The sequence below is a fragment of the Solimonas sp. K1W22B-7 genome (genome assembly GCF_003428335.1).
In the GTDB taxonomy this organism is placed as follows: domain Bacteria; phylum Pseudomonadota; class Gammaproteobacteria; order Nevskiales; family Nevskiaceae; genus Solimonas_A.
In genome coordinates this window covers 4,287,206-4,312,682 of record NZ_CP031704.1, presented here as the reverse complement: position 1 = coordinate 4,312,682, position 25,477 = coordinate 4,287,206, and the positions used below count along the sequence as shown (strand labels likewise).

Genomic DNA, 25,477 nt, shown 5'->3' with positions numbered 1-25,477 from the left:
CCGGAAATGAACGACAAGACCCAATCCATGCTGCCCTGGCCGGCGGACGATTTGTCCAGCTATGGGCCGGTGGAGGCCAAGGCCGTGGGACGCACGCAGCATTACGTCGGGCGGGTCATGCACCGCAACTGGCTGTCGATCCCGCATGTCACCCATCACGACGATGCGGACATCACGGGCTTCGAGCGGCGCCGCAAGCAGTGGAACGCCGCGAACCCGGAGCACAAGCGCACGCTGCTGCCGGTGCTGGTCAAGGCTTCTGTGGCGGCGCTGCAGCGCTATCCGCGCTTCAACAGTGCCCTGAATGCCGACGGCTCGACGCTGACCGCACGGCAGCATTACCACATCGGCATCGCGGTGGACGTGCCCAATGGCCTGCTGGTGCCGGTGCTGCGGGATTGCGACGCCAAGAGCATCGACGAGATTGCCGGCGAGACCTCGCGCATTTCGGAAAAGGCGCGGACCAAGGGCCTGTCGGTGGCGGAAATGTCCGGCGGCTGCTTCACCCTGTCGTCGCTGGGGCATATCGGCGGGACCGGCTTCACGCCGATCATCAATGCGCCCGAAGTGGCGATCCTCGGCATCTGCCGTACGCAGGACCGCTTCCTGCCGGACGAGGAAGGCCGCCCGGTGCTGCGGCAGCTCTTGCCCCTGTCCCTGAGCTACGACCACCGCGTGATCAATGGTGCGGATGCGGCCCGTTTCGTGCGCGCGATCGCCGAGTGGCTGGAGACCTGCGAATTCGGTTGAGGGCGGCGATGGCCGTCCGGCCGCCATCGTCCATTAAATGAACAACATAGTTGTGCAAAAACCGTCAAAAGCGACTAATATTGGCAAACCATCCGGAGTCGGACAATATGCTGGACGGAGTTAACATTTCGGACAAGAAGATGCGGAGACGCAAGCGGGACCCGGATGGAACGCGCGCGGCAATCCTTGAGGCGGCCGGCAAGCTGCTGGCGAAGGATGGTCCCGAAGGCTTGAGCGTATCCCAGGTGGCGCAGCTGGCGGGCGTCAACCGAGGCACTGCCTACCAGCATTTTCCCACTCGCGAGCAACTGCTCGAGGCGACCACGGCCTGGGTCAGCGAAAGACTGCGCCTGGCGGTCTTCGGCGAGCAGCATGACCAGGCCATCGGCCTGATGGATCCGCAGTCGATCGCGGAGCACATGGCCGAATTCGCAATGGAGAACCCCGAACTGGGCCGTGTCTGGCTGTTCGAGGTGCTCAGCTCCAGCCGGCCGGACAACGATCCGTTCTGGAACCAGTACTGGTCGTCGTTCGAGAAGTTCGCGCAGTCGGACCTGGCGCAGCCGGGCATCGACGCCGAGGTCCATTCCGTGATCATGCTGATCGGTGCCTTCCTCTGGCCGGTGTTCGCCCGCGCCCAGACGCGCACCGCCAAGGACCGCCAGCAGATGGCCAGGCGTTTCTCCAGCGAGATGATCCGCCTGAGCCTCTACGGCACGGTGCGCCCGGAGAAGTTTCCGGAACTCGATGCGCGCATGAAGAAGAGCATCAGCGCCCGCAAGAAGACCAAGTAGCCTGCCCTGCGGTCATCGAAAACCCCAGTCCCCTCGCGGGGGCTGGGGTTTTCGCTTTCCAGGCCCGTTTCTCAGGCCGCAGGAGGGGTGAACAGCTTGCGTACTTCGCGCCGCAGCAGCTTGCCCATTTCGTTGTAGGGCAGTTCCTGCAGCACCGCGATGCGCTCCGGCACGCGCGAGGATCGCAGGCGGCTGCGGATCAGTGTGCGCAGCTCTTCCTCGCTGGGCGCCGCATGCTGCGGCCGCGCCACCACCGCGATGCCGACCGCTTCGCCCCATTCGATCGAAGGCACGGCGACCGCCGCCGCGTCGGCGATGGCCGGGTGCGACATCAGCAGGTCCTCGATTTCGCCCGGCGAGATGTTCTCGCCGCCGCGCACGATGACGTCGTCCGCACGCCCGGCGAGGAACAGGTAGCCCTCGGCGTCGAGCCAGCCGGCGTCGCGGGTGGGGAACCAGCCCTGCGCGTCGAGCGCGCTGCGCTCGCGGTACTCGCCGGAGACCTGTTCGCCGCGCACGTAGATTTCGCCACGCTCGCCGGCCGGCAGCGGCCGGCCTTCCTCGTCGCGGATCTCGATTTCGACGGTGGGCAGCGGCCGCCCGACCGAACCCAGGCGCGCGCGCGCCTGCGGATCGTCCGAGCCCTTGGCGGCGCGATGCTCTTCCGGGCCCAGCAGGGCGATGGTCGAGCTGGTTTCGGTCAGGCCGTAGGCATTGGTGAAGTCGGTGCCGGGGAACAGTTCCAGTGCCCGGTCGATCAGCTCCAGGGGCATGCGGCCGCCACCATAGGCGATGGCCTGCAGCCCCGGCAGCTCGGCTGCCGCGCCGGCGTCGATGCGCGCGATGATGCGCGACAGCATCGTCGGTACCACGAAGGCATTGCTGGCACGCTCCGCGGCCGCCAGCGCCAGCCAGGCGTCGGGTTCGAAGGCCGGCAGCAGCAGGATGCGGCGCATGGCGTAGATCGAGCTCATCAGCGCGGCGATGCCGGCGATGTGGTACGGCGGCACGCAGACCAGCGCCGCCTCTTCCGGCGGCGCAGAGCCGAACTCGACGGTGCCAAGGATGTAGGACAGCAGGTTGGCATGGCGCAGCAGCGCGGCCTTGGGCGCTGCCGTGGTGCCGCTGGTGAAGATCTGGACGGCGATGCCGGCTTCAGCCGGCTCGTCATCGCTGCCCGGCGTGTTTTCGGACTGGGCGACGAACTCCGCGCGGGTCTGCACCACATGCCCGCCATCGGGGTTCAGGCGCTGCACGCGCTCGACGTCGCCGATGACGCAGGCCGGCGCGACGCGCTGGAGCAGGGCGGCGAGGTCGGCGTCGGCGAGGCGATAGTTGAGCGGCACATAGGGTACGCCGGCGATCGCGGCGCCGAACAGCGCGATGGCGGCGGCCTCGCTGCTTTCGTCGAGCAGGGCCACGTGGGTGCAGCCGCTCCTGACGATGTTCACGGCGGCACCGCGGGCAGCGGACAGCAGGGCGCCGTAGGACCAGCGGCGTCCGTCGCAGACCAGGCCGATACGGTCCGGCTCGGCATCGGCGGCCATCTGCAGGATCAGCGAGATGTTCATCGGCTAGTCGGACGAGGGCAGCGGTTTGGCGTCCTTGGGCTGCAGGGCGACGCCGGCGATCGACAGCGATCCCGGCCCGGCTTTCACACAGAGCAGTTCGATGTTGCCCGCGGCGTCGGTGTAGCGCTTGCCGATCTTCGTGCCCTCGGAGAAAGCGGGATCGAGTGCGGCGCGTGTGGCCGGGCGTTCCTCGCCCATCGGGGCGCCACCGCATTCGACGACGAAGTCGCTGCCGCGGATCACCATCACCTCGGTGTCGCAGGCGGCGCTTTTCAGTTTCCTTCCAGGTTTCATGGATTCCTCGTGTGCGTCAGGCGATCGCGCCCGATGCTTTCAGCTTCTCGATGCGATCCCACTCCAGGCCCAGTTCCATCAGCACGATCTCGGTGTGCTCGGAGGCCTGCGGGGCGCGGGTGGTCTGCACCGGCGCGTGGTTGAACTGCACCGGGCCGCGCACCAGCTTGATCGGCGCGCCGCCGTCGGAGGCTTCCACCTCGAACAGCATGTCGTTGGCCAGGGCCTGTTCGTCGGTGGCGATGTCGAGCAGGCTCTGCACCGGTGCCCACTGGCCCTTCATGGTCTTCAGGTGCTGGCGCCAGTACTCGAAGGGCTGCTTCCTGAAGGCCTCGGCGATCAGCTCGCCGGCTTCCTTCCAGTGCTGCATCAGCGCCTTGGCGTCGGCGAAGCGCGGGTCGTCGGCGGCCTCGGGTATGCCCAGGTGGGTGAAGGTGTCGCGGATCAGCGGCCCCGGCGTGAGCACGCAGAGGTTGATGGTGCCGCCGTCGGACGTGGTGTAGTTGCCGGCCAGTGGGTTGCCCGGGTTGCCGCCGGCGGACGGCATGCGGTTGCGCATGACCTTGCCGGTGTCGATGCCCATGTCGATGGACGTTCCCGAGGCCCACCAGGCGGTGCTGAGCAGGGAGACGTCGAGCTCCACGGCTGCGCCGGTCTTCTCGCGATGGAACAGCGCCGCCGCGATGCCGCCGGCGATGTTCATGCCGCCGATCGAGTCGCCGAAGGCGGGGATGGCCTGCGCCAGCGGGCCGCCCAGTTCCGGCGGCGACATGGTGTGGCCGATGCCGCTGCGCGACCAGAACGCCGTACCGTCGAAGCCGCCGGTGTCGCGCTCGGGGCCCTTGTCGCCGTAGGCGCTGCCGCGTGCATAGATGATCTTCGGGTTCACCGCGCGGATGTGCTCGATGTCGAACTTCATCTTCTGCCGCTGCGAGGGCAGGTAGTTGGTGAGGAAGACATCGGCGGTCCTGGCCAGTTCGTAGATCACTTCCATGCCCTCGGGGGTGGAGATGTCGACGCCGACGCTGCGCTTGCCGCGGTTGGGGTGCTCCACGAAGGGGCTGCGCAGCGGGTTGACGGCGATGCCGCCGAGGTTGACGAAGCCGCGCTGCGTGTCGCCGCGCACCGGGTGCTCGATCTTGATGACGTCGGCGCCCCAGTCCGCGAGGATGGCCCCGGCGGCCGGGACAAAGGTGAACTGCGCCACTTCCAGGACTCTTACGCCCTTCATTACCTGCGTCATACTCGTTCCTCCGTCACGCACCGCAAAGACATCCGGGCTATGATACTAATCAACATCGTTGTTGCATAGTATCGGTCCCTGCGTTAGAAATGACCGACTGACTCATACCCATCGGGAGAAAAATGAAGATCGAACCCTCTCTGGCCGCCGTGGTAACCGGTGGCGCTTCGGGCCTTGGCCTGGCCACCGTAAAGGCTTTGCGGGCGGCCGGCGTGAAGGTCGCGATCTTTGATCTCAATGAAGAAGTTGGCGAAAAGGCCGCTGCCGGGACGGGCGCGATCTTCTGCCGCTGCGACGTGCTGTCGGACGAGAGCGTCGACCAGGCCTTCGCCAAGGCGCGTGCGGCGCAGGGCCAGGAGCGGGTGCTGGTGTGCTGCGCCGGTGGCGGCAATGCGATCCCGACTGCCCGCCGGGACAAGACGACCGGCGCGATCAACATATTCCCCACCGACAAGTTCGAGTGGGTGCTGAAGCTCAACACCGTCGGCACCTTCCGCTGCATCACGCGCGCGGCGGCCGGCATGATGACGCTGGAGCCGGTCAACGGCGAGCGCGGCGTGCTGATCAGCACGGCTTCGGCCGCCGCCACCGAGGGCCAGATGGGGCAGGCGGCCTACTCGGCGGCCAAGGCGGCCATCGTCGGCATGACGCTGACCATTGCGCGTGATCTGTCGCGCGAGGGCATCCGCGTCAACACGATCCAGCCGGGCATCTTCGATACCCCGGCGATGTCGCGGGCGACGCCGGAGATGCTCGACGCCCTCGGCAAGATGGTGCCGTTCCCGCCACGGCTCGGCCATGCCGACGAGTACGCCAGCCTGGCGCTGGAGATCGTGCGCAACGGCTACATCAATGGCGAGACCCTGCGCCTGGATGGCGCGATCCGCATGCAGCCGCGCTAGCGCGGCAGTTAAAAAAGCCTCGATATTGCCGAGGCTTTTTTCATTCAGCATAAAACAAGCGGCGCAGCGCTGGCCGGTCGACCTTCAGCGAGGGTGTCCGGGGCAGCTCCTGCACGAAGCGCCAGATGACAGGAATGTGCGTCGTGTAGACCTGGTCACGCAGATGGGCTTCCAGTTCGGCCACGCTTGGTGGCGCCACGTCCGGCTTGAGCTGGATGGCGGCCGCGGGCACCTGGCCCAGCCGTGTATCGCCGAGGCCCACGACCGACACCGCTGAAATCGCCGGGTGCAGCATCAGTGCGCGCTCGATCGTTTCCGGCAGCAGCTTGAACCCGCCGCGCATGATCGCGCCATCGGCGCGGCCGCGATGGAACAGGAAGCCGTCCTCGTCGATCACGGCGATGTCCGAGGTGCGGATCCAGTCCGGCCCGATGCGCGGGGAAATCACTTCGAGCAGTCCCTCTAGCCCTGGCGGGAGGACGGCGCCGCTGTCCGGATCGACGATGCGCAGGCGGGCACCCGGCAGTGTGCGCCCGACGCTGCCGAACTTCTGCTGTCCCCATTGCGCGTGCAGCTCCGGCGTCATCGCGGTCACCGGTCCGCCGAATTCCGTGGCGCCATAGGACAGCAGGATGGGAATGCCGTAGCGCTCTTCGAAGGCGCGCTGCACGCTGGGGTCCAGCGGTGCGGCGCCGGTGCCGAGGCGTCGGATGCTGGCGAGGTCCGCGACGGGGATGTTGGCGTCCAGCACCATCTGCACGCCCGCTGGCGGCAGGCCGCTGACCTTCGGACGGTAGCGCCGCACGTAGTCGTGCCAGCCGGCGACGCTGAAGCGCTCCAGCAGCACGGCGCGCTGTCCCCGCAGCAGTGCCGGCAGCGTGGAATAGATGCCGGAGATGTTGCCCAGCGGGAAGAACAGCAGGGTGGGCGACAGCGTGGACAGGTCGCTGGCGGGCGCGCCCACCAGGTGACGGGCGATCAGCTCGTAGCTGATCGTGAAGGCCTTGGGTGGGCCGGTGGTGCCGCTGGTCAGGATCTCGATCTGTGGCTGCGCGGATGCCTGCGCAGGGCTGGTGACCTGCGAGCATTCGAGGCCCGGCAGCGCCGTGGCGTCGTCCTGCGTCAGCATGATAGCGGCGCTGCCCTGTGCCGCGAGCACGGCACGGACCTCGGGCGAGAAGTCCTGCGCATCGGCGACCACCGCCGCGGGCCGCAGCCGCTCCAGGTCGCGTGCGATGGCCGCTGTGGACTGGAAGGCGTAGATCATGCGGATGCTGCGCCCGCCGGCGAGCAGCCCGAGCAGGGCGGCGACGGATGAAGGACGGTTGCGCGGCACGAAGGCGACCGGTGCCGGGCTCGCCGCGCCGCTGGCTTGCAGCAGCGCGGCGACGCGGCCGGCCAGTTGCTGCAGATGGCCCCAGCTGGACCAGCAGCCTTCGAATTCGAGGGCGGGTTGGGAGGCCGGACGTGCCAGCGCGGCCGCGACCAGGTCCTGGAGTGCGCTCATCGCAGCCTGAACCAACCGCCCTGGATGTCGTAGTGAAGGCTTGCGCTCATGTCTGGCTCCCTGCGGGAAGGTCCGGCCCGCTCATGGCGGGGGCAGCCTTTACTTCCGCTCCATCCCTGATAGAAAATCAACAGTGTTGTATACAATAAGTGTACATCGCGCCGGTGCAGGAAGTGAATGTGCGGCGACCCCTGTCCCGGTCATAGGAAGCGGATGAGTTACATGGAACTGAAAGGCAAGCGGGTGGTGGTCACGGGTGCGCTGGGCTCGCTGGGCAGGGCGGTTGCGGAAGCGGCCGCTGCCGCCGGCGCCACGGTGGTGGCCGTGGATCGCATTGCCGGTACGCCGCCGCGGGGGGCCGAGGCCGCGCCGCCGCTGGACCTGGGCAGCACCCAGGACACGCAGGCGGCATTCGCGGCTATCGCCGCGCGCCACGGGCGCATCGACGCGCTGGTCAACATCGCCGGCGGCTTCCGCTGGGAGACGCTGGCCGATGGCTCGCTCGACACCTGGGACCAGCTCTACCAGATCAACCTGCGCACCGCGGTCAATGCCTGCCGCGCGGCGCTGCCGCACTTTCCGGCGCAGGGCGGGCGCATCGTCAACATCGGTGCGGCGGGCGCGGTGAAGGCGGCCGCCGGCATGGGCGCCTACGCGGCCTCCAAGGCCGGCGTGGCGCGCCTCACCGAGGCGCTGTCCGAGGAACTGAAGGCGCGCGACATCACGGTCAACGCCGTGCTGCCCAGCATCATCGACACGCCGGCCAACCGTGCCGACATGCCGGACGCCGATTTCTCGCGCTGGGTCACGCCGCAGGCCCTGGCGGACGTGATCCTGTTCCTGCTCGGCGATCGCGCCGCCGCCGTCACCGGTGCGTTGATCCCGGTTTCCGGGCGTGTCTGAGAGCCTGGGCCGGCGGCCGCTGCGGCAGCCCGCTGCGGGTGAGGGCCTGTCCTCCGCGGGCGGCAGGAGCTTCGGCGCCGTGAAGATCCGCGAGCGCCAGCAGCGCGAGTTCGACCGGCGGGAGCGCCTGTTCATGGATTGCGCGCGCCAGCTCATCGTCGAGGAGGGGCTGCTGAACCTGCAGATGACGCGTATCGCGGAGAGGTGCGAGTACGCGGTCGGCACGGTCTACCGGCACTTCGCCTCGAAGGAAGACCTGCTGCTGGCGCTGACGGCGCACTACACGCGTCAGCATGTGGGCCTGTTCCAGCGCGTGAGCCGCTGGCATGCGCGACCGCGGGACAGGATGTTCGCGCTCGGCGTTGCCCACATGATCTCCGGGCAGCGCTACCCCGAGTACTTTCGCCTGATCCAGTACGTGCTGACCGAGGTGGTCTGGCGCGCCGCCACCGTGGAGCGCCGCCGCGAGTTCCTCCGGCTCAACCAGCCACTCGGAGAACTGGTCGTGGCGATCGTCGACGAGGGCGTGCAGGCGGGTGACCTGCTGCTGCAGGCGATTTCGGCGCAGGAGCTGGCCGCGGGCTTCTGGGCGCTGGCCACCGGCATCCAGAAGCTGGCCAATGCGCAGGGGATCCACGAGGCTGCCGGGCTGCGCGATCCGCATCGGGCGATGTTCCGGCACATGCAGGTGATGCTGAATGGCTACGGCTGGAAGCCGCGTGTGGACCCGGCTGACACCGCGACGCTCGATCGACTGGTCCGGCGCGTCTGCGCCGAGGTCTTCGGCGAAGACTGGAACCCGGCCTGCTCGATACCCTAGCTGCAGCCAGATTTGACCTTGAGCGCTTGCCGCGTTGTGGCGCTGCCGGGCTCACTTAGTATGCAGATCGATACTGGAATGTGATCGGCCTGTTTTCGTTGCGTTGCGTGCCCTGAGCGGCGGGTTCCCCGCTGAACTTGCATCTGGATGGGAGCAGCGTAGTATAGACAACGTTGTTGATTACATAGGTTTCGAGGAGAGCGCAGCGCGCGCGGGATCGGGACATCGCCCGGAGCGGATGCGCCATAACACGGCTCAAGGCCGGCGGCAGCAGGACTGAGGATGGCGCAAGTGACCCATATCGACGGGAACCAGCGGCAGTGTGCTGCGGCAGCCGCAAGGCTTGCCCGCCGCGCCTGTGCTTGCGCCCCCGTCATGGCAGACCTGAGGGATCTGCAGTCATGAGCGGCACCACGGTCATCGTCGGTGCGGGCCAGGCGGGCAGCGATCTGGCCAGCGCGCTGCGCCAGGCGGGCTACGGCGGCCGCATCGTCCTGATCGGCGACGAAACTTCCGTGCCCTACCGCCGTCCGCCCCTGTCCAAGGCGTTTCTGTCGGGCGAGATGGGCGAGGAAGGCTTGTACATCAAGACCCGCGAAGCCTACGCCAAGCACGACATCGAATTGCGCACCGGCGTGAGCGTGAGCTCGATCGATCGTGCGGCGCATGCCCTGACGCTGGCGGACGGCGAAACCGTCGGCTACGACAAGCTCGCGCTCACCACCGGTGGACGCGCGCGGCGCCTGACACTGCCGGGCGCCGACAAGCCGAACGTGCACTACGTCCGCACCATCGACGATATCCGCCGGCTCCGCGATCAGTTCAGGCCGGAACAGCGGCTGGTGATCATCGGCGGCGGCTACATCGGCCTGGAAGTTGCCGCGGTCGGCATCAAGACCGGACTGAAGGTCACCCTGGTCGAGGCACTGCCGCGGCTACTGGCCCGTGTCACCGGACCCGAGCTGTCGCAGTACTACGACTCCGTGCACCGGCGCAAAGGCGTGGATATCCGCCTGGGCGTGGGCGTGCAGGCGCTGGAAGGCGATGCGCAGGCGGAGGCGGTGATCCTGCAGGATGGCACGCGCCTGCCCGCGGACGTCATCATCGTCGGCATCGGCCTGATCCCGAACACGGAGCTGGCGGAGCGCTGCGGGCTGGCGGTCGACAACGGCATCATCGTCGACCTGTACTCGCAGACCAGCGATCCAGACATCCTCGCCGCCGGCGACTGCACCAATCACGAGAACGGTTTCTTCGGGCGGCGCATGCGCCTGGAGTCGGTGCCCAACGCCAGTGAGCAGGCGCGGGTGGCCGCGGCCACGATCTGCGGCAAGCAGCTCGCCCATGCGGGCGTGCCCTGGTTCTGGTCGGACCAGTATCACCTCAAGCTGCAGATGGTCGGCTTGTCGAACGGCCACGACCGCGTGGTCGTCCGCGGTTCGATGGAGGCCGACAGCTTTGCGGCGTTCTACCTGCAGGACGGCATCGTGATCGCCGTGGATGCGGTCAACCGGCCGCAGGAATTCATGCTGGGCAAGAAGATGGTGGCCGGCCGGCTGCGCTCGGACCCGGCCCTGCTGGCCGATGAATCCGTTGCGCTGAAGTCACTGGTGGCATGACCGTGAAGAGCGCCCAGCCAGCCCAGGGTCCGGTGGTGGTCGTCACCGGTGCATCGCAGGGCATCGGTGCGGCCATTGCCGAGTGTTTTGCGAACCGCATTCCCGGCGCGCGCTTGGCGCTGGTCGCAACGAATCCCAAGCACTTGGGCGCGATCGCCGAGCGCTGTCGGCAGGCGGGTGCGGAGGTCGAGGCCCTGCCGGCCGATCTCAACGACAACGTCCAGGTCGAACGCATGGCCGCCGAGGTTCACGGCCGCTTCGGGCATGTGGACGTGCTGATCAACAATGCCGGGCGCTGGCGCGGCGGCGCGGCCCATGAAATGCAGGTATCGGAGTTCCTGCAGGTGCTGCAGGACAACCTGGTCAGCATGTTCGCGGTGACCCGCGCTTTCCTGGCGGCCATGCTGGCCCGCGGCAGCGGCGACATCTTCCTGATGTCCTCGACCTCCGGGCTGACGGGCCTGGCCAACAACGCGGCCTACTGTGCCGCCAAGCATGGCGTCGCGGGGTTCTCCAAGGCATTGCGCGCGGAAGTCGCGAGCCGGGGTATCCGCGTGTGCTGCGTCTACCCGGGCCCGACGGAATCGCCGTCCTGGGCCGGTACCGGCGTCGATCTCGAGAAGCTGATGTCGGCCGCCGATATCGCGAATGTTTTCGTGGATGCATACCAGATGTCCCGCAGGTCGGTGATGGAGGACGTGATCCTCCGGCCCCTGGCCAGCATGCAGGGCGTCTGAAGCGGCATCCGGGCATTGCTTACTGGTCGAACCGGGTCGGTCCCGGGCGCGATCAAACCGTATTACGGAGGAGACCAACGATGTACGTGTTCAAGACAGCAAAACGGGTTGCCCGCGTGGCGATTCCTCTGGCCGTGACGTTCTTTGTCGTCGCGGCCTCCGCGGCCACGGTGAAGGACGTGACTGCAACGGGCAACCAATGGCTGGTCGCCCAGGTCGAGTCCCAGAAGCGCGTCGACGCCATGGCCGACGAAGGTCGCGACATCGCCGACCAGTACCGCACCACCCTGCGCGAAAGCGAAGGCCTGAAGCTCTACCTGCAGCAGCTGCGCGCGCAGCTCAAGTCGCAGGAAGAGGAGATGGAGGCGATCCGCCAGGAATCGGCCGAGCTGGACCGCACCAACATCGAGATCCAGCCGCTGATGGTGCGCATGCTGGACTCCCTCGAGCAGTTCGTGGCGCTGGACGTGCCGTTCCTGAAGCAGGAGCGCGCCGGTCGCGTCGAGAAGCTCAAGGAAATGATGCCGCGCGCCGACGTCACGGTCTCTGAAAAGTACCGCCGCATCGTCGAGGCCTACCAGATCGAGATGGAATACGGCCGCACGATCGAAGCCTACAAGGGCAAGCTGGCCGACAAGGAAGTGGACTTCCTGCGCGTGGGCCGCGTCGGCCTGTTCTACCAGACCCCCGATGGCGCCGAGACCGGCTACTGGGACCGCGACAAGAAGGACTGGACGGCCGATGACGACTACACCGAAGGCGTCAAGGAAGGCCTGAAGGTCGCCAAGAAGCAGACCTCCCCGAACCTGCTGATCGTCCCCATCCAGGCCGCCGCGAGCAAGTAAGCCATGAACTTCAAAACCCTCAAGCTCACCGCCGCCCTGACCCTTGGCGTCATCGGCCTGCCGGCCCTCGCCCAGCAGGCCCCGGCCACTGCCAAGACCCTGGACGAACTGCTCGAGCAGGTCCGTACCGCCGACGCCCGCGACGCCAAGGCCAATACCGATCGCGAAGCCCGCTTTGCTGCCGCCCGCGACCAGCAGGGCAAGCTGCTGGGCGAGGCCAATGCCGAGAAGACCGCCCTGGAGAACCAGGCCGCGGCGCTGGCCCGACAATTCGAAGCGAACGACTCGCAGATCGGCGAGCTGACCAAGGCCCGCGACATCAAGGCTGGCAACCTCGGCGAACTGTTCGGCGTCATGCGCCAGACCGCCGGCGATTTTGCCACCGTCGCCCGCAACAGCATGCTCACGGCGCAGTTTCCGGATCGCGTACCGCAGATCGACCGCCTGGCGCAGACCAAGACCATGCCGCCGATGGAAGACCTGAACCGCTTCTGGTTCGAGATGCAGCGCGAAATGACCGAGGGCGGCAAGATCAGCCGCATCCAGGCCAAGGTCACCGCACCGGACGGCGGCCAGACCGAGAAGACCGTCCTGCGTGTCGGTCCCTTCGTCGCGATCTCCGAGGGCCAGTTCCTGGAGTACGGCGGCGGCACCTTCTCCACGCCCCCCAAGCAGCCACCGAGCAATTTCGGTGGCATCGCCGGGGACTTCGAAGAGGAGGGCTCGGGCTATCACGCCATGGTCGTCGATCCCACCCGTGGCGTGCTGCTGTCGCTGTTCTCGCAGCGTCCGAGCATGGTGGATCGCGTCGTCGAAGGCGAAGCGGTGGGCTACATCATCATCGCCCTGGGCCTGATCGGTACCCTGGTTGCGATCTACCAGTTCATCTACCTGACCATCACCAGCGCCAAGGTCAACCGCCAGCTCGGCAACCTGTCGAACCTGGCTGCGGACAACCCGTTGGGGCGCGTGCTGCTGTCCTTCAAGGGCGGCAACGCGCCGAAGGCCACCGAGGATGCCGAAGTGGTGGAACTGCGCATCTCCGAAGCCGTGCTGAAGGAACTGCCGCCGCTGGAACGCGGCCAGTCCTTCCTCAAGCTCGCCGTGGCGGCCGGTCCGTTGCTGGGCCTGGTCGGCACCGTCGTCGGCATGATCCACACCTTCCAGGTCATCACCGAGTCCGGCTCGGGTGATCCGAAGCTGATGGCCGCCGGTATTTCCATGGCCATGATCGCCACGCTGCTGGGCCTGGGCATCGCGATCCCGCTGCTGTTCGCCAACTCCGCCCTGCAGAGCCGTTCCAAGCGCATCACCCAGATTCTCGACGAGCAGAGCACGGGCCTGCTGGCCGAGCTGATCGAGAAGCGCACCCATGCCTGAAGTCCTGCTCGCCCCGTTCCACGCGGTCGGCCAGCTGATCATCGCGGGCGGCCCGCTGGTCCTGTGGATCCTGCTGGCGGGGATCCTCATGTGGACCCTGATCTTCGAGCGCCTGTGGTTCTTCCAGACCCAGCTGTCGCCGATGGTCACGGGCCTGCTGGCCGACTGGAAGGGCCGTCCGGAGCACCAGTCCTGGGCTTCGCACCAGGTGCGCAAGGCCATGATCTCGCGCCTGAACGGCGCGATGGCCGAGAACATGCCGGTGCTCAAGGTGTTGATTCCCATGTGCCCGCTGTTGGGCCTGGTGGGGACGGTCCACGGCATGCTCGAGGTGTTCGACAGCATGGCGATCCTGGGGTCGGCAGACGCAAGGACCATGGCTTCCGGTGTGTCCAAGGCCATGAACTGCACCATGACCGGCCTGGCGGTGAGCGTCACCGGCATGTACCCGGTGTTTCATTTCCAGTCGGCGATCCGCAAGCAGACGGAATTGCTGGCCGACCGCTTCACGTTCTAGGACAGACTTCCCATGGGAATGCGCCACCGCCGCCAGCACGTAGAGCACGACGAAGAGGCCATCGACCTCGCGCCGATGCTCGACTTCGTCCTGAACCTGCTGATCTTCTTCATCATCACCGCGGTCTTCGTCAAGGAAGTCGGCCTGAGCCTCAACACGCCGCCTCCAACGCCGCAGAACCAGAAGCAGGAAGAGGACGACAAGGGCACGCTGTTCATCGCCGTGCACAAGAGCGGTGACATCTCGATCGACCAGCGCCTGATCGATGCGGCCTCGATCCGTGCCAACGTCGAGCGCTTCCGTGGCGAGAAGCCCGATGGCCCGGTGATCGTCGTGGCCAACACCAAGGCCCCGACGGGCGTGGTGGTCAAGGCCATGGACCAGGCCAGGGCCGGTGGCGCGATGAACGTGCTGCTGCAGCCGACCACGAGCAAGTAAAACAAAAGCGCGCCGAGGAGAAACCCATGCTAGCCCGCCGCCACGCACAGGATGATGGACATCACGGCATCGACCTTGCGCCGATGCTGGATTTCGTCCTGAACCTGCTGATCTTTTTCATCATCATCACCTCCTTCGTCAAGCAGGCCGGCGTCAAGGTCGACAAGGAGCAGGCGGAGACGGCAGAGGCCAAGGTCTCCGGCAACATCCTGATCGCGATCAAGCCCAACGGCGAGGTCTGGATGGACCGCAAGAAGGTCAATATGCCGGAGGTGCGCGCGCTGGTGGAGCGCATGCATGCCGAAAGGCCCGAGGACACGGTCGTGATCCTGGCCGACCGGATGTCGGAGAGCGGGGTCATGGCCCAGGTGATGGACCAGGTCCGTGCCGGTGGCGTGCAGAGCGTGTCGGTGGCAACCAAAGGGGAGGGTGGCTGATGGCGAATTCCGCTCCGATCGAATCCGGCGGCGTGCCGTTGTTCATTGCCGACCGAAAGCATGGCGTTCCCCCGCCGCCCTCTGGCCCCGCTCGCGGCAAGACCGGTGGCAATGGCGGTGGTGCTGGCGCGGCCGGCTTCCAGCTCAGCATCTTCCGTTTCATCCCGGCGATGGTCCTGGCTTGCGTGGCGATGTTCGGCCTGTTCTGGACCCTGCACGCCCTGATCTCCGGCACTACCGGCGCGGGGGGAACCAGCGAAATCCTGCCCACGGTGGACTTCCTGCGCCTGGCGAAGAATTTCGAGATCGAGACCCGCGAGCGCAAGCCACCGGAAATGCCGGACCGCCCGGAGGCGCCACCGGAGGTCCCGGTGCAAAGCCAGCAGATCCAGGGACCGGTGAACAACAACATCGCCATCAACATGTCGCTGGAGAACACGACGCAGGTCAAGGCCAACTTCGGCCTGTCGTCCACCGATGGTGAATACCTGCCGATCGTCAAGGTCGCGCCGATGTACCCGGCGCGCGCCCAGACGCAGGGCATCGAGGGCTGGGTGCTGCTGAAGTTCACGGTGACGGAAGCGGGCACGGTCGTCGATCCGGTCGTGCTCGAGTCTTCGCCGCCCGGCGTATTCGATGAGGCCGCCAAGAAGGCGGTGACGAAGTTCAAATACAAGCCGCGCGTCGAAAGCGGCAGGCCGATCGCGGTGCCGAACGTGCAGCACCTGATCCGCTTCGAGCTGGACAAGAAGTGAGGCGCGCCGTGACTTTCCGCAAGAATTTCCTCGCCGGCCTGATGGCGGCCGCCGTCGCCCTGACCCTGGTCGCAGCCGATGCCAAGGAGAAGGACAAGGGCAAGCCTGTGCCTCCGCCGACCAAGCAGACGCAGGTCATCCGCGCCGAGACCTACAAGAAGATGGAGGCCGCGCAGAAGGCCTTCGAGGCCAAGGACTACAAGGGTTCGCTGGCGGCGCTCGAGGGCCTGCGGGCTGGCGAGGCCAAGCTCAACGACTACGAGCGGGCGACGCTGTACAACCTCTACGCCGCCACGTACTACTCGATGGACAATGTGCCGAAGGCCATCGAGTCCTACGCCACGGTGCTGAAGCAGCCGAACCTGCCGGAGGGGCTGCGCGACAACAGCCTCTACGCGATGTCGCAGCTCTACTTCATCGTCGAGGACTATCCGCGCGCGATCGCGGTGGTGAACAAGTGGTTGTCGGTGGTGGCCGAACCCAGCCCCGAGGGCTACGCCCTGCTGGCCCAGGCCTACTACCAGACGCAGAAGTTCCCTGAAGCCGAGAAGGCCCTGACGACCTCGATCAGGATTTCCACCGAGCGTGGCCAGGCGCCGAAGGAAGCCGCCCTGGCATTGCTGCGCGCGATCTACTACGAGCGCAAGGAATACGCGAAGGCCGCCAAGGTGCTGGAAATCCTGGTGCGCCTGCAGCCCGGCAAGGACACCTACTGGCAGCAGCTCGCCGGCATGCGCGGCCTGATGGACCAGCAGCTGGAGCAGGTCAACCTGCTGCATGCCGCGTACCGGGGCAAGCTCATCAGCCGGGAGTCCGATCTGCTGAACCTGGCGCGCCTGTACATGGTGCAGCAGGCGCCGTTCCCCGCGGTCCGCGTCATGACGCAGGGATTCAAGAACAAGACGATCCGGATGAATGTGGAAAACCTGCAGCTCTACGCGCAGGCGCTGGCCCTGTCCCGGGAGTTCAAGCAGCAGATTCCGATCCTGAAGAAAGTGGCCGGCATGAGCGGCGAGGCCAAGCACTACGTTTACCTGGGCCAGGCCTACAACGAGGTCGGCGACTGGGACAGCGCGGCCGATGCATTCAAGGAGGCCCTGAAGGCCAGGAACCTGGACAAGCGCGCCGACGCGCACATGCAGCTGGGCACCGCGCTGTTCAACGCCAACCACTACGCCGAGGCCCGGCAGCACTTCGTGTCGGCGGCCGAGTCGCCGGCGCTGGCACAGGCCGCGGGCAACTGGATCAAATTCGTCGACCAGGAGATTGCGCGACGGGAAGCCGTCGGGAATCTCTGAGGTCGCAAAGGCCGCAGGCGCCGCCTTGATCGGCGCCTGGCCAGACCTTCAGGGCCAGGGTGGGGACTTGGCCCGGAAGACGTGCGACGCTGCAGGGGAAAGGGGGTTGGGATGCTCCGCCGAATCATCGTGTTCGTGGCCGTATTCATGGCTCTGGCGGTCCTGGGTCTGCTCTTGCTCAAGACGCAGGCCCCGCCCATGGACCTGCGGCGACATACCGAGCGTTTAGGACACCTGCAACGGGTCATGGAGCTGGAGACCAGCCTGGACCAGGAGGTCGCGCGCTCGCGACTGGCACTGGATGCGGAGCCGGAGACCCTGAAAGAGACGGTGGGGCAGCTGACGACCGCCCGGCAGGCCCTGCGGCAGAGCTGGCTGCCCAAGGACAAGCTGCCGCCGCAGATCGACAAGGCGGTGCGCGACTACTTCCGGCTGGCCGAAGACAAGCAGGCGGAGCTGGATCTCTATCGCGGCGACCTGCAGCAGTTCTTCTCCGCCTTCAAGCAGCTGCGCCGCCAGGCCGACCCGGTGCTCAAGGGCCTGAGCAGCGAGGGCGCCGCAGCGCTGCAGCGCAAGGTCATGAGCCTGCTCAGCGAGCTGACGACCTACAGCATCCAGTCCAATCCCGCCAACCGCCCGGAGATCGTGGCGCTGCTGGGGGCGATCAGCACGGACGTGCGCCGCTTGCCGGATGCATCGCTGGTGCAGGCGGTGGACAGCCTGCTGGACAGTGCCGACAGCGTCCGCGCGACCAAGGACGGACTCCGCGGCCGCATGGCGGCCTTGAGCGAAATCCCGACCACGCCGGCCCTGAACCGGGCCATGAGCGTCTACCAGGCGCACTACGCCGCGAACGAGGCGGCGGTGGCGCGCTACCGCCTGGCGCTGGCGATCTACGCCCTGGCGCTGCTCTCGGTCTTCGGCCTCGGTGGCTGGCGCCTGCGCCGCAGCTATGCCGAGCTGGATGCCGCCAACTCCCACCTGGAGGAACTGGTGGAGGTCCGCACGCAGGAACTGCGCAAGGCCATGGACGAGCTGCGCACGCAGCAGGTGCAGCTGATCCAGTCGGAGAAGATGGCCTCGCTGGGCCAGCTGGTGGCGGGCGTGGCGCACGAAATCAATACGCCGCTGGGTTATGCACGCAGCAATGTCGAGACCGTGCGCGAGGGCCTGCCGGGCCTGCGTGGACTGATCCAGGCCTACGAGGCGATGTTGCCGCTGGCCGGCCCGCAGGCGGGCGATGCGCTCGGCCAGCTGCAGGAGGCCAAGCGGCGCTGGCACCCGGAGGAGGGCCCCGAGGAGATCGATGTGCTGCTGGCCGACGCGGAGCATGGCCTGGTACAGATCTCCGACCTGGTGATCAGCCTCAAGGACTTCTCGCGCGTGGATCGCTCGCTGAACGAACGCTCCAGCATCAACGATGGCCTGGATAACGCGCTGAAGATCTGCCAGGGACAGCTCAAGCATCGCATCGAAGTCCAGCGCGAGTATGGCGAGTTGCCGAAGATCCCCTGCGCGCCCTCGCAGCTCAACCAGGTCTTCCTGAACCTGATCACCAACGCGGCGCAGGCCATCGATGGCCCAGGCTGGATCCGTCTGCGCACCCGCGACCTCGGCGACAGGATCGAGATCGCCATCGCCGACAACGGCTGCGGCATGGACGAGCAGACCCAGCAGCACATCTTCGAGCCTTTCTTCACCACCAAGGATGTCGGCAAGGGCACGGGCCTCGGCTTGTCGATCGTCTATCGCATCCTCGAGGATCACCAGGGGTCGATCCAGGTTCGCTCGGCCCTGGGGCAGGGAACCGAGTTCACGATCCTGCTGCCCAGCGGTGCTGCTGCCGCCCCCGCGCCGCGTGCGGTTGAAGTCGCGCCGGTGCTGTTCGAAGAGCCCATCTCCCTGTCGAGCCCCGTTCTGTCCGGATTGTAAACATGAGCCAAGCGACACCTCCCCGTATCCTGTTCGTGGATGACGAACCGCGCATCCTGCTGTCGCTCAAGGCGATCTTCAGGAACGACTATGAAGTGGTGACGGCACTGGGTGGCGCCGAGGGCATCGAGCAGATCAGGAAGCAGGAATTCGACGTCATCGTCAGCGACCAGCGCATGCCGGATGTGACCGGCGTGGACGTGCTGCGCACGGCGCGTGAACTGCGGCCGCGGGCGGTGCGGCTGCTGCTGACCGGCTACTCCGACCTTTCCGCGATCATCGGCTCGATCAACGAGGGCGAAATCTTCCGCTTCGTGTCCAAGCCCTGGGCGAACGCCGAGTTGCGCGCCACGATCGCGGCGGCGGTGGCTGCCTCGGACGTGATGCCGCTCAATCTGCCGCCGCCCGTGGCGGTGACCGGGGCCAAGGCGGCGGCTTCCAGCGTCGGCGTGCTGCTGCTGGACGAGGACATCGGCTCGCGCGGCGTGCTGAAGCAGGCCCTGGAAAACGATCGCCAGGTGTACGAGGCCGGATCGGTGGACCAGGCCCTGTCGCTGCTGGAGCAATACCCCATCGGCGTGATCGTGACCGAGCTGGTCGTGGGCGGCGAAGTCCTGACCCACCTGCTGACCTCTCTGCGGGAGCACCATCCGGCGCTGGTGGTGGTGGTCCTGACCGCGCATGCTGATGCCGGGCACAGCGTCACCCTGATCAACCAGGGGCAGATCTACCGGCTGCTGCTCAAGCCGGTCGCCGAGAGCCTGCTGCGCGGCACGATCAACATTGCCAGCAGGCGCTATGAGATGCTGCGGCAGCATCCCGACCAGGTCCAGCGTGCGGCTCCTGAAGCCCCGCGCCAACCGGTCGTTCAGCCCCCGGAGCGCCTGGGGCTGCTCGCGCGGATCAAGCGCGCCCTGCGGGCATGACGGTCGGGGGACGGTCCCCCGCAGGGTCCAACAACGGTGACTAGGGGGACAGGACGATGCCCGAACAGGGGAACGCGGAATCCGGGCTGAAGCGCCTGGCGGCCACGCTGGCGCATTCGGCGGAATACTCGATCGCCCTGGGGCTGATCGTGGTCTGCATCGTCGTCGGGGGGGCGCTGCTGCTGCTCGATGGCGGCAGCAAGACCGCGGATGCCCCGGCGGCGGTGCCTGCAGCGGCGCAGAAGGAGCCGGTGCTGGCGGAGGCTGAAGAGAAGGCCGCGCTGGAAGGCTGGAACCAGCAGCTCCAGGGAGACTTCAAGCAGATCGAACAGCAGCAGCGGCGCGCCAGCGATGAAGCGGCGGCGCGCGAGCGCCAGCGCCAGGAAACGCTGCGGGCCGAGCGCGCCGCGGCGGAGCAGGAGCAGCAACGGGCGCGCGAGGCGGCTGCTGCGGCGGAGCGCAAGCGGCCCGAGCCGCTGCCGGTAGCCGCCGCCCGCCCGCCGCCGCCGGTTGCAGCGGCCAGGGCCGCGGTGCGCGTCGAGCCCACCATCGACTGGAGCAGCTGCCGTCGCCCGCAGTATCCCTCGATGTCCATCGATCGCCGCGAAGAAGGCGCGGTCTCGGTCAGCGTCGACCTGGATGCCAGCGGCAAGGTGAAAGCCAGCCGCATCGCCGAGAGCAGCGGCCACCGGCAGCTCGACGTGGTGGCGCAGCGCGCCATCGAAAGATGCGATTTCAGGCCCGCCACTGTTGATGGCGTGGCGCAGGCCGCTGGCGCCATCGTGCGGTTTGCCTGGAAGCTGAACTAGGGTCTGCCCCAGGCGACCATCGACGGAGTCTGCCGGACAGGCGCGCGCCGATGCGATGGCCAGGGACTCGTCCTGGCGATATGGTATCGGCCATGGCGCCCTCTCGATTCATGCTGCTGCGCGGGTGCGTCCCATGCCGGAGCCGGAGACCCGCACATGATCAGGAAATCCCGTGGATGGCTGTTGGCTGCCCTGCTGCTGTGGTCGCTGCCCGGCCGCGCCCAGGCGCCGGACGGATGGACGATCTCCCTGCTGTGGTCGCCGGAGTATTGCAACGCCAACCTGGGCCTGAAGGAGCCGCAGTGCCTGCAGGAGCGCTACTTCGAACTGGGCGGGCTGCAGCCGCGCTTCAGTGCCGGCGCCGGCCCTGACTGCGAATCCGGGGCGCTGTCCCCGGAGTCCCTGGACCGGATCTTCGGCACCGTTGCCAACAAGACCCTGGCGCGCAAGATCTGGCGGACGCAGGGCGCCTGCAGTGGCCTGGGCCAGCCGGAGTACATGATCGCGGTGGATCGCGCCGGGCGCCGGCTGACGGTGCCGGAGGAGTACGCCGCCGTTCGCAAGAAGCCGCTGAGCGTTACGCGCGAGGCCTTCCTGGGCGCCTTCAGGCGCGAAAATCCGGAACTGCAGCCTGAGCAGATGCTGCTCGTATGCAAGGGCAAGTGGCTGCGCGAGGTGCTGGTCTGCGTCGATGCCGATTTCCGCTTCCAGCGCTGCGCGCTCGACCTGGAAGGGCAGTGCCCGGACAGCTTCCAACTGCGCCACGTCAGGGCGAACCGCGAAGGCTACCTCCCGCAGGAGTAGCCCAGCCCCCTTTCGACGGCTTGGAACGCGTGCCCCGCCGGGGCACTGTCGAAGGATTTGCAGCTTTTATCGAGACTCCAGGCCCGCCCCGGGTGGACTCTAGCCGGGAACGGTGACGAGGATCGGCCATCGCCCCAGGCCTTCGGGCACAGGCCAGCCCCCTTTCTTGCCGTTTCCTCCTGCTCAGCCTGACGGGCGAGCGGGAAGTCAGCCATTTGCAGGAGCCAGTTGCCTGCCGTTCCGCCAGGGAACGCCAGAGGGGATTGCCGCATGTCATTCGAACTGAACCGGGAACTGGCCGCGAAGCGCGCGCCGCTGCCGACCACGGCCACCGTCGACCCGGTCACCGCCAGCATCATCCGCGGTGCCTTCGAGACGGTCTGCTTCGAGGCGGCGACTTACCTGGGCCGGGCCGCTTCCTCGCCGATCATCAACCAGTCCAACGAGCGCAACGGCAGCATCATCGACGCCCATGGCCGCCTGGCCGGCGTTTCGGTGGGTACGCCGCACCTGCTGTTCATCTCGCAGCTGACGGTGCGCTACGGGCTGAAGTTCTACGAGGACTACGACTGGGGTCCGGGCGATGTCTTCGTCGGCAACGACCCGGACTTCGGCGGCGGCCACCTGCCGGACTACAACGTCTACGCGCCGGTGTTCGACGACGACGGCAGGCTGGTGCTGATCCAGGCCCTGCAGGCGCACCAGGGCGATACCGGCGGCAAGGACCCCGGCGGTTTCACGCTGGAGGCCACCGACATCTTCACCGAGGGCCTGGCGATTCCCTGCCTGAAGCTGGTGCACCGCGGCGAGAAGCGCCGCGACGTCATCAAGCTGCTGGAGCGCAACAACCGCTTTCCCTCCTTCGCCGGCGATCTCGCCGCGATGATTGGCGCGGTGCAGCACTGCGTGAAGCTGCTGCAGGACGTTGTCCGCAAGTGGGGTGCCGAGACCGTGAAGGCAGCCGTCAACCACAACATCGAGCACACCGAGCAGCGCTTCCGCGAGGAGATCGCGAAGTGGCCGGACGGCTCCTATGCCGCCGATGTCTTCATCGACCACGACACCCAGGGCACCAAGGACGTCAAGGTGCACGTCAACTGCACCGTCAATGGCGACCAGCTGACGGTGGACCTGACCGGCTCCGACGATCGTCCGCAACTGGTCGGCGTGTGGAACACCTTCGCCAACAGCCGTGGCTATGCCATGACGCAGCTGGCCTCGATGATCGATCCCGGCATCATCAAGAACGAGGGACTGTTCCACGCGGTGGAGATCGTGCTGCCCGAGAATACGATCGTGCATCCGCCGATCAACAAGCCGGCGGCATTGGGTTCCTTCCACCCGGCCTGCGAGATCATCGAGGCGATCTGCGTGGCGCTGGCGCCGGTGGTGCCGGAGCGCTCCTGCCCGCAGGTCTACAAGATCGGCATGCCGAACGCGGTGATCGGCTTCAGGAATGGCCAGATGTGGATGGACCAGGGCGTCGACTCCCGTTCGATGGATTCCTCGGCGGTGCAGGGCGTCGATGGCTGGGGTGCTTCCTGCGTCGGCCTGGGCAACCTGCTGCTGTCGGAGGCGGAGGATGCGGAGAGCCGTTTCCCGATCCTCAACATCAGCCGCGAGATGACGCCGGATACCGGTGGCGCCGGGCAGTGGCGTGGCCAGCCGGGCAGCCTCAACGTCAAGAAGATCCTCGAGCCGACCATGGCGATGGCCTGGATGGTGTCGTCGGCGCACCCGCTGCGCGGCCTCTGCGGCGGCGACGATGCCGGGGCCTACTCGAACCATTTCGAAGTGGGCACCGCGCAGGAGCGCAAGATCGAGCTGTCGACGCTGGCGCAGCTGCCGGGCGGGGCGGTGATCGCCTATCAGCATGGCGGCGGCGGCGGCTTCGGGCCGGCTCTGCTGCGCGACCCGGAGGCGGTGAAGGAAGACGTGCTCGACGAGAAGGTCAGCCTCGCGGCGGCGCGGGACAGGTACGGCGTGATCCTGACCGGCACGCTGGAAAACTACGACCTCGCGGTCGACGTGGCGGCCACCGCGGCGGCGCGCCGGAAACTGCAGGCCGCGCGCGCAGCGCAGCCTGCCTGAGGAAGAAATCGTGAGCTATCGCGTTGGCATCGATGTCGGCGGCACCTTCACCGACTTTGCCCTGCTCAAGGGGGCGGAAGTGGTACTGCACAAGAATCTCAGCACGCCGGAGGACCGTTCCATCGGCGTGATGACCGGCCTGAAGAAGCTCGCCGGGATCGAAGGTCTCGAGCTGGGCGAGTTCCTCGGGCGCTGCGAGGCCATCGTGCATGGCACGACCGTGGCCGACAACACCCTGATCGAGATGAACGGTGCGGTCACCGGCCTGATCACTACCGAAGGCTTCCGTGATGAGATCGAGTACCGCCGCGGCTACAAGGAGGACATCTGGGACGTACGCCTGGATCCGCCCAAGGAGATCGCGCCGCGCCGCCGCCGCCTGACGGTGCCGGAGCGCGTGCTGTTCGACGGCTCGGTGTACAAGGCGCTGGACGAGGACGCGGTGCGCGAGTGCTGCCGGCGGCTGCGCAAGCAGAACGTCGAGTCCGTCGCCATTTCGCTGATCTTCTCCTTCATCAACCCGGCGCACGAGCAGCGCGTGGCGCAGATCGTCGCGGAGGAAATGCCGGGCGTGCATATCTCCTGCTCGCATCAGGTCCTGCCGCGCGCCCCCGAGTTCGACCGCACCAGCACCACCGTGGTCAATGCCTACGTCGCCCCGCGGGTGACCTCCTACATCGAGAAGCTGGTGGGCCGCCTGAAGGACGGCGGATACCGGCGGCAGCTGATGGTGATGCAGGCCAGCGGCGGCGTGATGACGCGTGAGTACATCGACGGATCGCCGATCCGTGTCCTGGCCTCGGGTCCGGCCGGCGGCGTGATCGGCTCGGCCCATGTCGGTACCGCCAAGGGCTATCCCAACCTGCTGTGCGTGGACATGGGCGGGACGTCCTACGACATGTCGGTGGTGCTCAACGGTGCCGCGCCGGCGGAGGCTGGCTGGAACATGCACCACCGCTACCTGGTGGGTGTGCCGATGGTGAAGGTGGAGACGCTGGGTGCCGGCGGCGGGTCGATCTGCAATATCCACAACGGCGCCCTGGCCGTGGGCCCGGCATCCGCCGGCTCGGAGCCGGGGCCGATCTGCTATGGCCGCGGCGGCACGCAGCCGACCATCACCGATGCGCTGCTGATGCTGGGCATCCTCTCGGCGGAAGCCGAGTTTGCCGGCGGCAGCTTTTCGCTGTCGCGGGCCGGCGTCGCGGAAGCCTTCCAGCAGCTCGGCACGCAGATGGGCTATGGCGCCGAGGACGCGGCCTTCGACTGCTGGCGCGTGGTCAATGCCAACATGAGCCAGGCGGTGCGCCGCACCGTCGCCGGCAAGGGCATCGATCCCAAGGACATGGTGATGCTGGCCTACGGCGGCAACGGGCCGGTGTTCGCCGCGGTGCAGGCCGAAGACCTGGGCATCGACCGCGTGCTGGTGCCGAAGGCCTCGCCGACGTTCTCGGCGCTGGGCACGCTGGTGGCCAATCCCGGCATCGATGAGGAGCGTTCCTACATCGCGCCGGCCGACCAGGTCGACGTCGGCCGGCTCAAGGCCTTGTGGGCGGACCTGGAAGCGCGCGCGGAGAAATACTTCGCCGACGCCGAACTGCCGCGCGAGCGCATCACGTCGAAGTACCAGATGAAGATGCGGTACCCCGGGCAGAACTGGGCGCTGGCCTTCGACATCCGCGTCAACCAGGGCCTGGGCGACCTGGCCTTCGTCGATGCCGGCCTGCCCGCGCAGGCGATCGCGGCCTTCAACCAGCGCTACACCGAGGAGTTCGGACACGTACGCGAGGGCGAGATGCCCGAGGTGACCGGCATCCGCCTGGTGACCTGTGTCGAGACGCCGTCGCCGCGGGTGATTCGCGGAACCACGGCGGCAACCGTCGCGGCGCAGGGCAGCAGCACGCGCCGCACCAACCTGGGCACCGGCTACCGCGACACGCCGGTGTTCCGCGGCACCGCGCTGAAGCCGGGCCACGAGGTCACGGGTCCGGCGATCATCGAGGAGACCTTCACCACGATCGTGGTCTACCCGGGCTGGAAGGCACAGGTGGACGACGCGGGCGACTACGAGCTGACGCACGTCGGCAAGTCGCGCTGAGCCTGGAGCT

Annotated in this window: 24 protein-coding genes; 20 read left to right on the top strand and 4 right to left on the bottom strand. The window is 67.2% G+C overall.

From position 1 onward, the window contains the following. Positions 1-6: 6 nt before the first annotated feature. Both D0B54_RS19425 and D0B54_RS19420 read left to right on the top strand, forming a co-directional pair. Positions 7-750 (top strand): 2-oxo acid dehydrogenase subunit E2, encoded by a 744-nt coding sequence (locus D0B54_RS19425; protein ID WP_117293288.1) that lies wholly within the window; start codon positions 7-9, stop codon positions 748-750. A gap of 107 nt (positions 751-857) precedes the next feature. Next, complete coding sequence (locus D0B54_RS19420) at positions 858-1,544, top strand: TetR/AcrR family transcriptional regulator (protein ID WP_367396789.1); 687 nt, start codon at positions 858-860, stop codon at positions 1,542-1,544. 71 nt (positions 1,545-1,615) lie between these two features. On the opposite strand, the gene D0B54_RS19415 is transcribed toward D0B54_RS19420, so the two are convergent. From D0B54_RS19415 to D0B54_RS19405, 3 genes are read right to left on the bottom strand one after another with little or no spacing between them, the layout of a single operon-like run. Beyond that, positions 1,616-3,115: a class I adenylate-forming enzyme family protein gene (locus D0B54_RS19415; RefSeq protein WP_117293286.1), complete on the bottom strand. Its 1,500-nt coding sequence runs from the start codon at positions 3,113-3,115 to the stop codon at positions 1,616-1,618. A 3-nt stretch (positions 3,116-3,118) separates the two neighbouring features. After that, positions 3,119-3,409: a hypothetical protein gene (locus D0B54_RS19410; RefSeq protein ID WP_117293284.1), complete on the bottom strand. Its 291-nt coding sequence runs from the start codon at positions 3,407-3,409 to the stop codon at positions 3,119-3,121. A 16-nt stretch (positions 3,410-3,425) separates the two neighbouring features. Continuing rightward, on the bottom strand, positions 3,426-4,652 hold the full coding sequence (locus tag D0B54_RS19405) for a CaiB/BaiF CoA transferase family protein (protein ID WP_117293282.1): 1,227 nt from the start codon (positions 4,650-4,652) through the stop codon (positions 3,426-3,428). Positions 4,653-4,774: 122 nt separating this feature from the next. On the opposite strand from D0B54_RS19405, the gene D0B54_RS19400 reads away from it, so the two are divergent. Further along, positions 4,775-5,554: an SDR family NAD(P)-dependent oxidoreductase gene (locus tag D0B54_RS19400; protein WP_117293280.1), complete on the top strand. Its 780-nt coding sequence runs from the start codon at positions 4,775-4,777 to the stop codon at positions 5,552-5,554. A gap of 40 nt (positions 5,555-5,594) precedes the next feature. Here the strand turns inward: D0B54_RS19400 and D0B54_RS19395 are convergent, their stop codons facing one another. Next, the gene (locus tag D0B54_RS19395; RefSeq protein ID WP_117293279.1) at positions 5,595-7,061 is read right to left on the bottom strand and encodes a class I adenylate-forming enzyme family protein; all 1,467 of its coding nucleotides are present in this window, start codon (positions 7,059-7,061) and stop codon (positions 5,595-5,597) included. 222 nt (positions 7,062-7,283) lie between these two features. Between D0B54_RS19395 and D0B54_RS19390 the strand changes: the two genes are divergently transcribed. The 17 genes from D0B54_RS19390 (at position 7,284) to D0B54_RS19310 (ending at position 25,467) form a co-directional block, all read left to right on the top strand. Continuing rightward, on the top strand, positions 7,284-7,964 hold the full coding sequence (locus tag D0B54_RS19390) for an SDR family oxidoreductase (protein ID WP_205527188.1): 681 nt from the start codon (positions 7,284-7,286) through the stop codon (positions 7,962-7,964). Then, a complete protein-coding gene (locus D0B54_RS19385; RefSeq protein WP_162932576.1) occupies positions 7,957-8,784 on the top strand; it encodes a TetR/AcrR family transcriptional regulator in 828 nt (275 codons plus the stop codon). The genes D0B54_RS19390 and D0B54_RS19385 overlap by 8 nt, the downstream gene beginning before the upstream one ends. Before the next feature lie 401 nt (positions 8,785-9,185). Next, positions 9,186-10,403, top strand: a complete 1,218-nt coding sequence (locus tag D0B54_RS19380) for an NAD(P)/FAD-dependent oxidoreductase (protein ID WP_117293273.1) — start codon at positions 9,186-9,188, stop codon at positions 10,401-10,403. Then, on the top strand, positions 10,400-11,140 hold the full coding sequence (locus D0B54_RS19375; RefSeq protein WP_117293271.1) for an SDR family NAD(P)-dependent oxidoreductase: 741 nt from the start codon (positions 10,400-10,402) through the stop codon (positions 11,138-11,140). The genes D0B54_RS19380 and D0B54_RS19375 overlap by 4 nt, the downstream gene beginning before the upstream one ends. Positions 11,141-11,220: 80 nt before the next feature. Then, positions 11,221-11,985 (top strand): DUF3450 domain-containing protein, encoded by a 765-nt coding sequence (locus D0B54_RS19370; protein ID WP_117293269.1) that lies wholly within the window; start codon positions 11,221-11,223, stop codon positions 11,983-11,985. A gap of 3 nt (positions 11,986-11,988) precedes the next feature. After that, on the top strand, positions 11,989-13,365 hold the full coding sequence (locus D0B54_RS19365) for a MotA/TolQ/ExbB proton channel family protein (protein ID WP_117293267.1): 1,377 nt from the start codon (positions 11,989-11,991) through the stop codon (positions 13,363-13,365). Next, positions 13,358-13,882: a MotA/TolQ/ExbB proton channel family protein gene (locus tag D0B54_RS19360; protein WP_117293265.1), complete on the top strand. Its 525-nt coding sequence runs from the start codon at positions 13,358-13,360 to the stop codon at positions 13,880-13,882. Before D0B54_RS19365 ends, D0B54_RS19360 begins: the two co-directional genes overlap by 8 nt. A 12-nt stretch (positions 13,883-13,894) precedes the next feature. Beyond that, positions 13,895-14,320 carry an ExbD/TolR family protein gene (locus tag D0B54_RS19355; protein WP_205527187.1) on the top strand — a complete coding sequence of 142 codons (426 nt, stop codon included), beginning with the start codon at positions 13,895-13,897 and terminating at the stop codon, positions 14,318-14,320. Positions 14,321-14,346: 26 nt separating this feature from the next. Then, positions 14,347-14,757, top strand: a complete 411-nt coding sequence (locus D0B54_RS19350) for an ExbD/TolR family protein (protein WP_117293261.1) — start codon at positions 14,347-14,349, stop codon at positions 14,755-14,757. Beyond that, on the top strand, positions 14,757-15,512 hold the full coding sequence (locus tag D0B54_RS19345) for an energy transducer TonB (RefSeq protein ID WP_205527186.1): 756 nt from the start codon (positions 14,757-14,759) through the stop codon (positions 15,510-15,512). Before D0B54_RS19350 ends, D0B54_RS19345 begins: the two co-directional genes overlap by 1 nt. A gap of 8 nt (positions 15,513-15,520) precedes the next feature. After that, positions 15,521-16,810, top strand: coding sequence for a tetratricopeptide repeat protein (locus D0B54_RS19340; protein WP_162932575.1), 1,290 nt, complete (start codon positions 15,521-15,523; stop codon positions 16,808-16,810). A 111-nt stretch (positions 16,811-16,921) separates the two neighbouring features. Continuing rightward, a complete protein-coding gene (locus D0B54_RS19335; RefSeq protein ID WP_117293257.1) occupies positions 16,922-18,742 on the top strand; it encodes an ATP-binding protein in 1,821 nt (606 codons plus the stop codon). 2 nt (positions 18,743-18,744) lie between these two features. Then, a complete protein-coding gene (locus tag D0B54_RS19330) occupies positions 18,745-19,668 on the top strand; it encodes a response regulator (RefSeq protein WP_117293255.1) in 924 nt (307 codons plus the stop codon). Between the two features lie 56 nt (positions 19,669-19,724). Continuing rightward, on the top strand, positions 19,725-20,477 hold the full coding sequence (locus tag D0B54_RS19325) for an energy transducer TonB (protein ID WP_117293253.1): 753 nt from the start codon (positions 19,725-19,727) through the stop codon (positions 20,475-20,477). A 156-nt stretch (positions 20,478-20,633) separates the two neighbouring features. Beyond that, entirely contained in the window at positions 20,634-21,281 is a 648-nt protein-coding gene (locus D0B54_RS19320; protein ID WP_162932574.1) for a hypothetical protein, read from the top strand. Between the two features lie 270 nt (positions 21,282-21,551). After that, on the top strand, positions 21,552-23,372 hold the full coding sequence (locus tag D0B54_RS19315; RefSeq protein ID WP_117293249.1) for a hydantoinase B/oxoprolinase family protein: 1,821 nt from the start codon (positions 21,552-21,554) through the stop codon (positions 23,370-23,372). A gap of 10 nt (positions 23,373-23,382) precedes the next feature. Further along, positions 23,383-25,467, top strand: coding sequence for a hydantoinase/oxoprolinase family protein (locus D0B54_RS19310; protein WP_117293247.1), 2,085 nt, complete (start codon positions 23,383-23,385; stop codon positions 25,465-25,467). Positions 25,468-25,477: the final 10 nt, after the last annotated feature.

Coding starts and splice junctions, on each gene's coding strand:
- D0B54_RS19425 (WP_117293288.1), top strand. CDS start 7: ATGAACGACAAGACCCAATCCATGCTGCCCTGGCCGGCGGACGATTTG.
- D0B54_RS19420 (WP_367396789.1), top strand. CDS start 858: ATGCTGGACGGAGTTAACATTTCGGACAAGAAGATGCGGAGACGCAAG.
- D0B54_RS19415 (WP_117293286.1), bottom strand. CDS start 3,115: ATGAACATCTCGCTGATCCTGCAGATGGCCGCCGATGCCGAGCCGGAC.
- D0B54_RS19410 (WP_117293284.1), bottom strand. CDS start 3,409: ATGAAACCTGGAAGGAAACTGAAAAGCGCCGCCTGCGACACCGAGGTG.
- D0B54_RS19405 (WP_117293282.1), bottom strand. CDS start 4,652: ATGACGCAGGTAATGAAGGGCGTAAGAGTCCTGGAAGTGGCGCAGTTC.
- D0B54_RS19400 (WP_117293280.1), top strand. CDS start 4,775: ATGAAGATCGAACCCTCTCTGGCCGCCGTGGTAACCGGTGGCGCTTCG.
- D0B54_RS19395 (WP_117293279.1), bottom strand. CDS start 7,061: ATGAGCGCACTCCAGGACCTGGTCGCGGCCGCGCTGGCACGTCCGGCC.
- D0B54_RS19390 (WP_205527188.1), top strand. CDS start 7,284: ATGGAACTGAAAGGCAAGCGGGTGGTGGTCACGGGTGCGCTGGGCTCG.
- D0B54_RS19380 (WP_117293273.1), top strand. CDS start 9,186: ATGAGCGGCACCACGGTCATCGTCGGTGCGGGCCAGGCGGGCAGCGAT.
- D0B54_RS19375 (WP_117293271.1), top strand. CDS start 10,400: ATGACCGTGAAGAGCGCCCAGCCAGCCCAGGGTCCGGTGGTGGTCGTC.
- D0B54_RS19370 (WP_117293269.1), top strand. CDS start 11,221: ATGTACGTGTTCAAGACAGCAAAACGGGTTGCCCGCGTGGCGATTCCT.
- D0B54_RS19365 (WP_117293267.1), top strand. CDS start 11,989: ATGAACTTCAAAACCCTCAAGCTCACCGCCGCCCTGACCCTTGGCGTC.
- D0B54_RS19360 (WP_117293265.1), top strand. CDS start 13,358: ATGCCTGAAGTCCTGCTCGCCCCGTTCCACGCGGTCGGCCAGCTGATC.
- D0B54_RS19355 (WP_205527187.1), top strand. CDS start 13,895: ATGGGAATGCGCCACCGCCGCCAGCACGTAGAGCACGACGAAGAGGCC.
- D0B54_RS19350 (WP_117293261.1), top strand. CDS start 14,347: ATGCTAGCCCGCCGCCACGCACAGGATGATGGACATCACGGCATCGAC.
- D0B54_RS19345 (WP_205527186.1), top strand. CDS start 14,757: ATGGCGAATTCCGCTCCGATCGAATCCGGCGGCGTGCCGTTGTTCATT.
- D0B54_RS19335 (WP_117293257.1), top strand. CDS start 16,922: ATGCTCCGCCGAATCATCGTGTTCGTGGCCGTATTCATGGCTCTGGCG.
- D0B54_RS19330 (WP_117293255.1), top strand. CDS start 18,745: ATGAGCCAAGCGACACCTCCCCGTATCCTGTTCGTGGATGACGAACCG.
- D0B54_RS19325 (WP_117293253.1), top strand. CDS start 19,725: ATGCCCGAACAGGGGAACGCGGAATCCGGGCTGAAGCGCCTGGCGGCC.
- D0B54_RS19320 (WP_162932574.1), top strand. CDS start 20,634: ATGATCAGGAAATCCCGTGGATGGCTGTTGGCTGCCCTGCTGCTGTGG.
- D0B54_RS19315 (WP_117293249.1), top strand. CDS start 21,552: ATGTCATTCGAACTGAACCGGGAACTGGCCGCGAAGCGCGCGCCGCTG.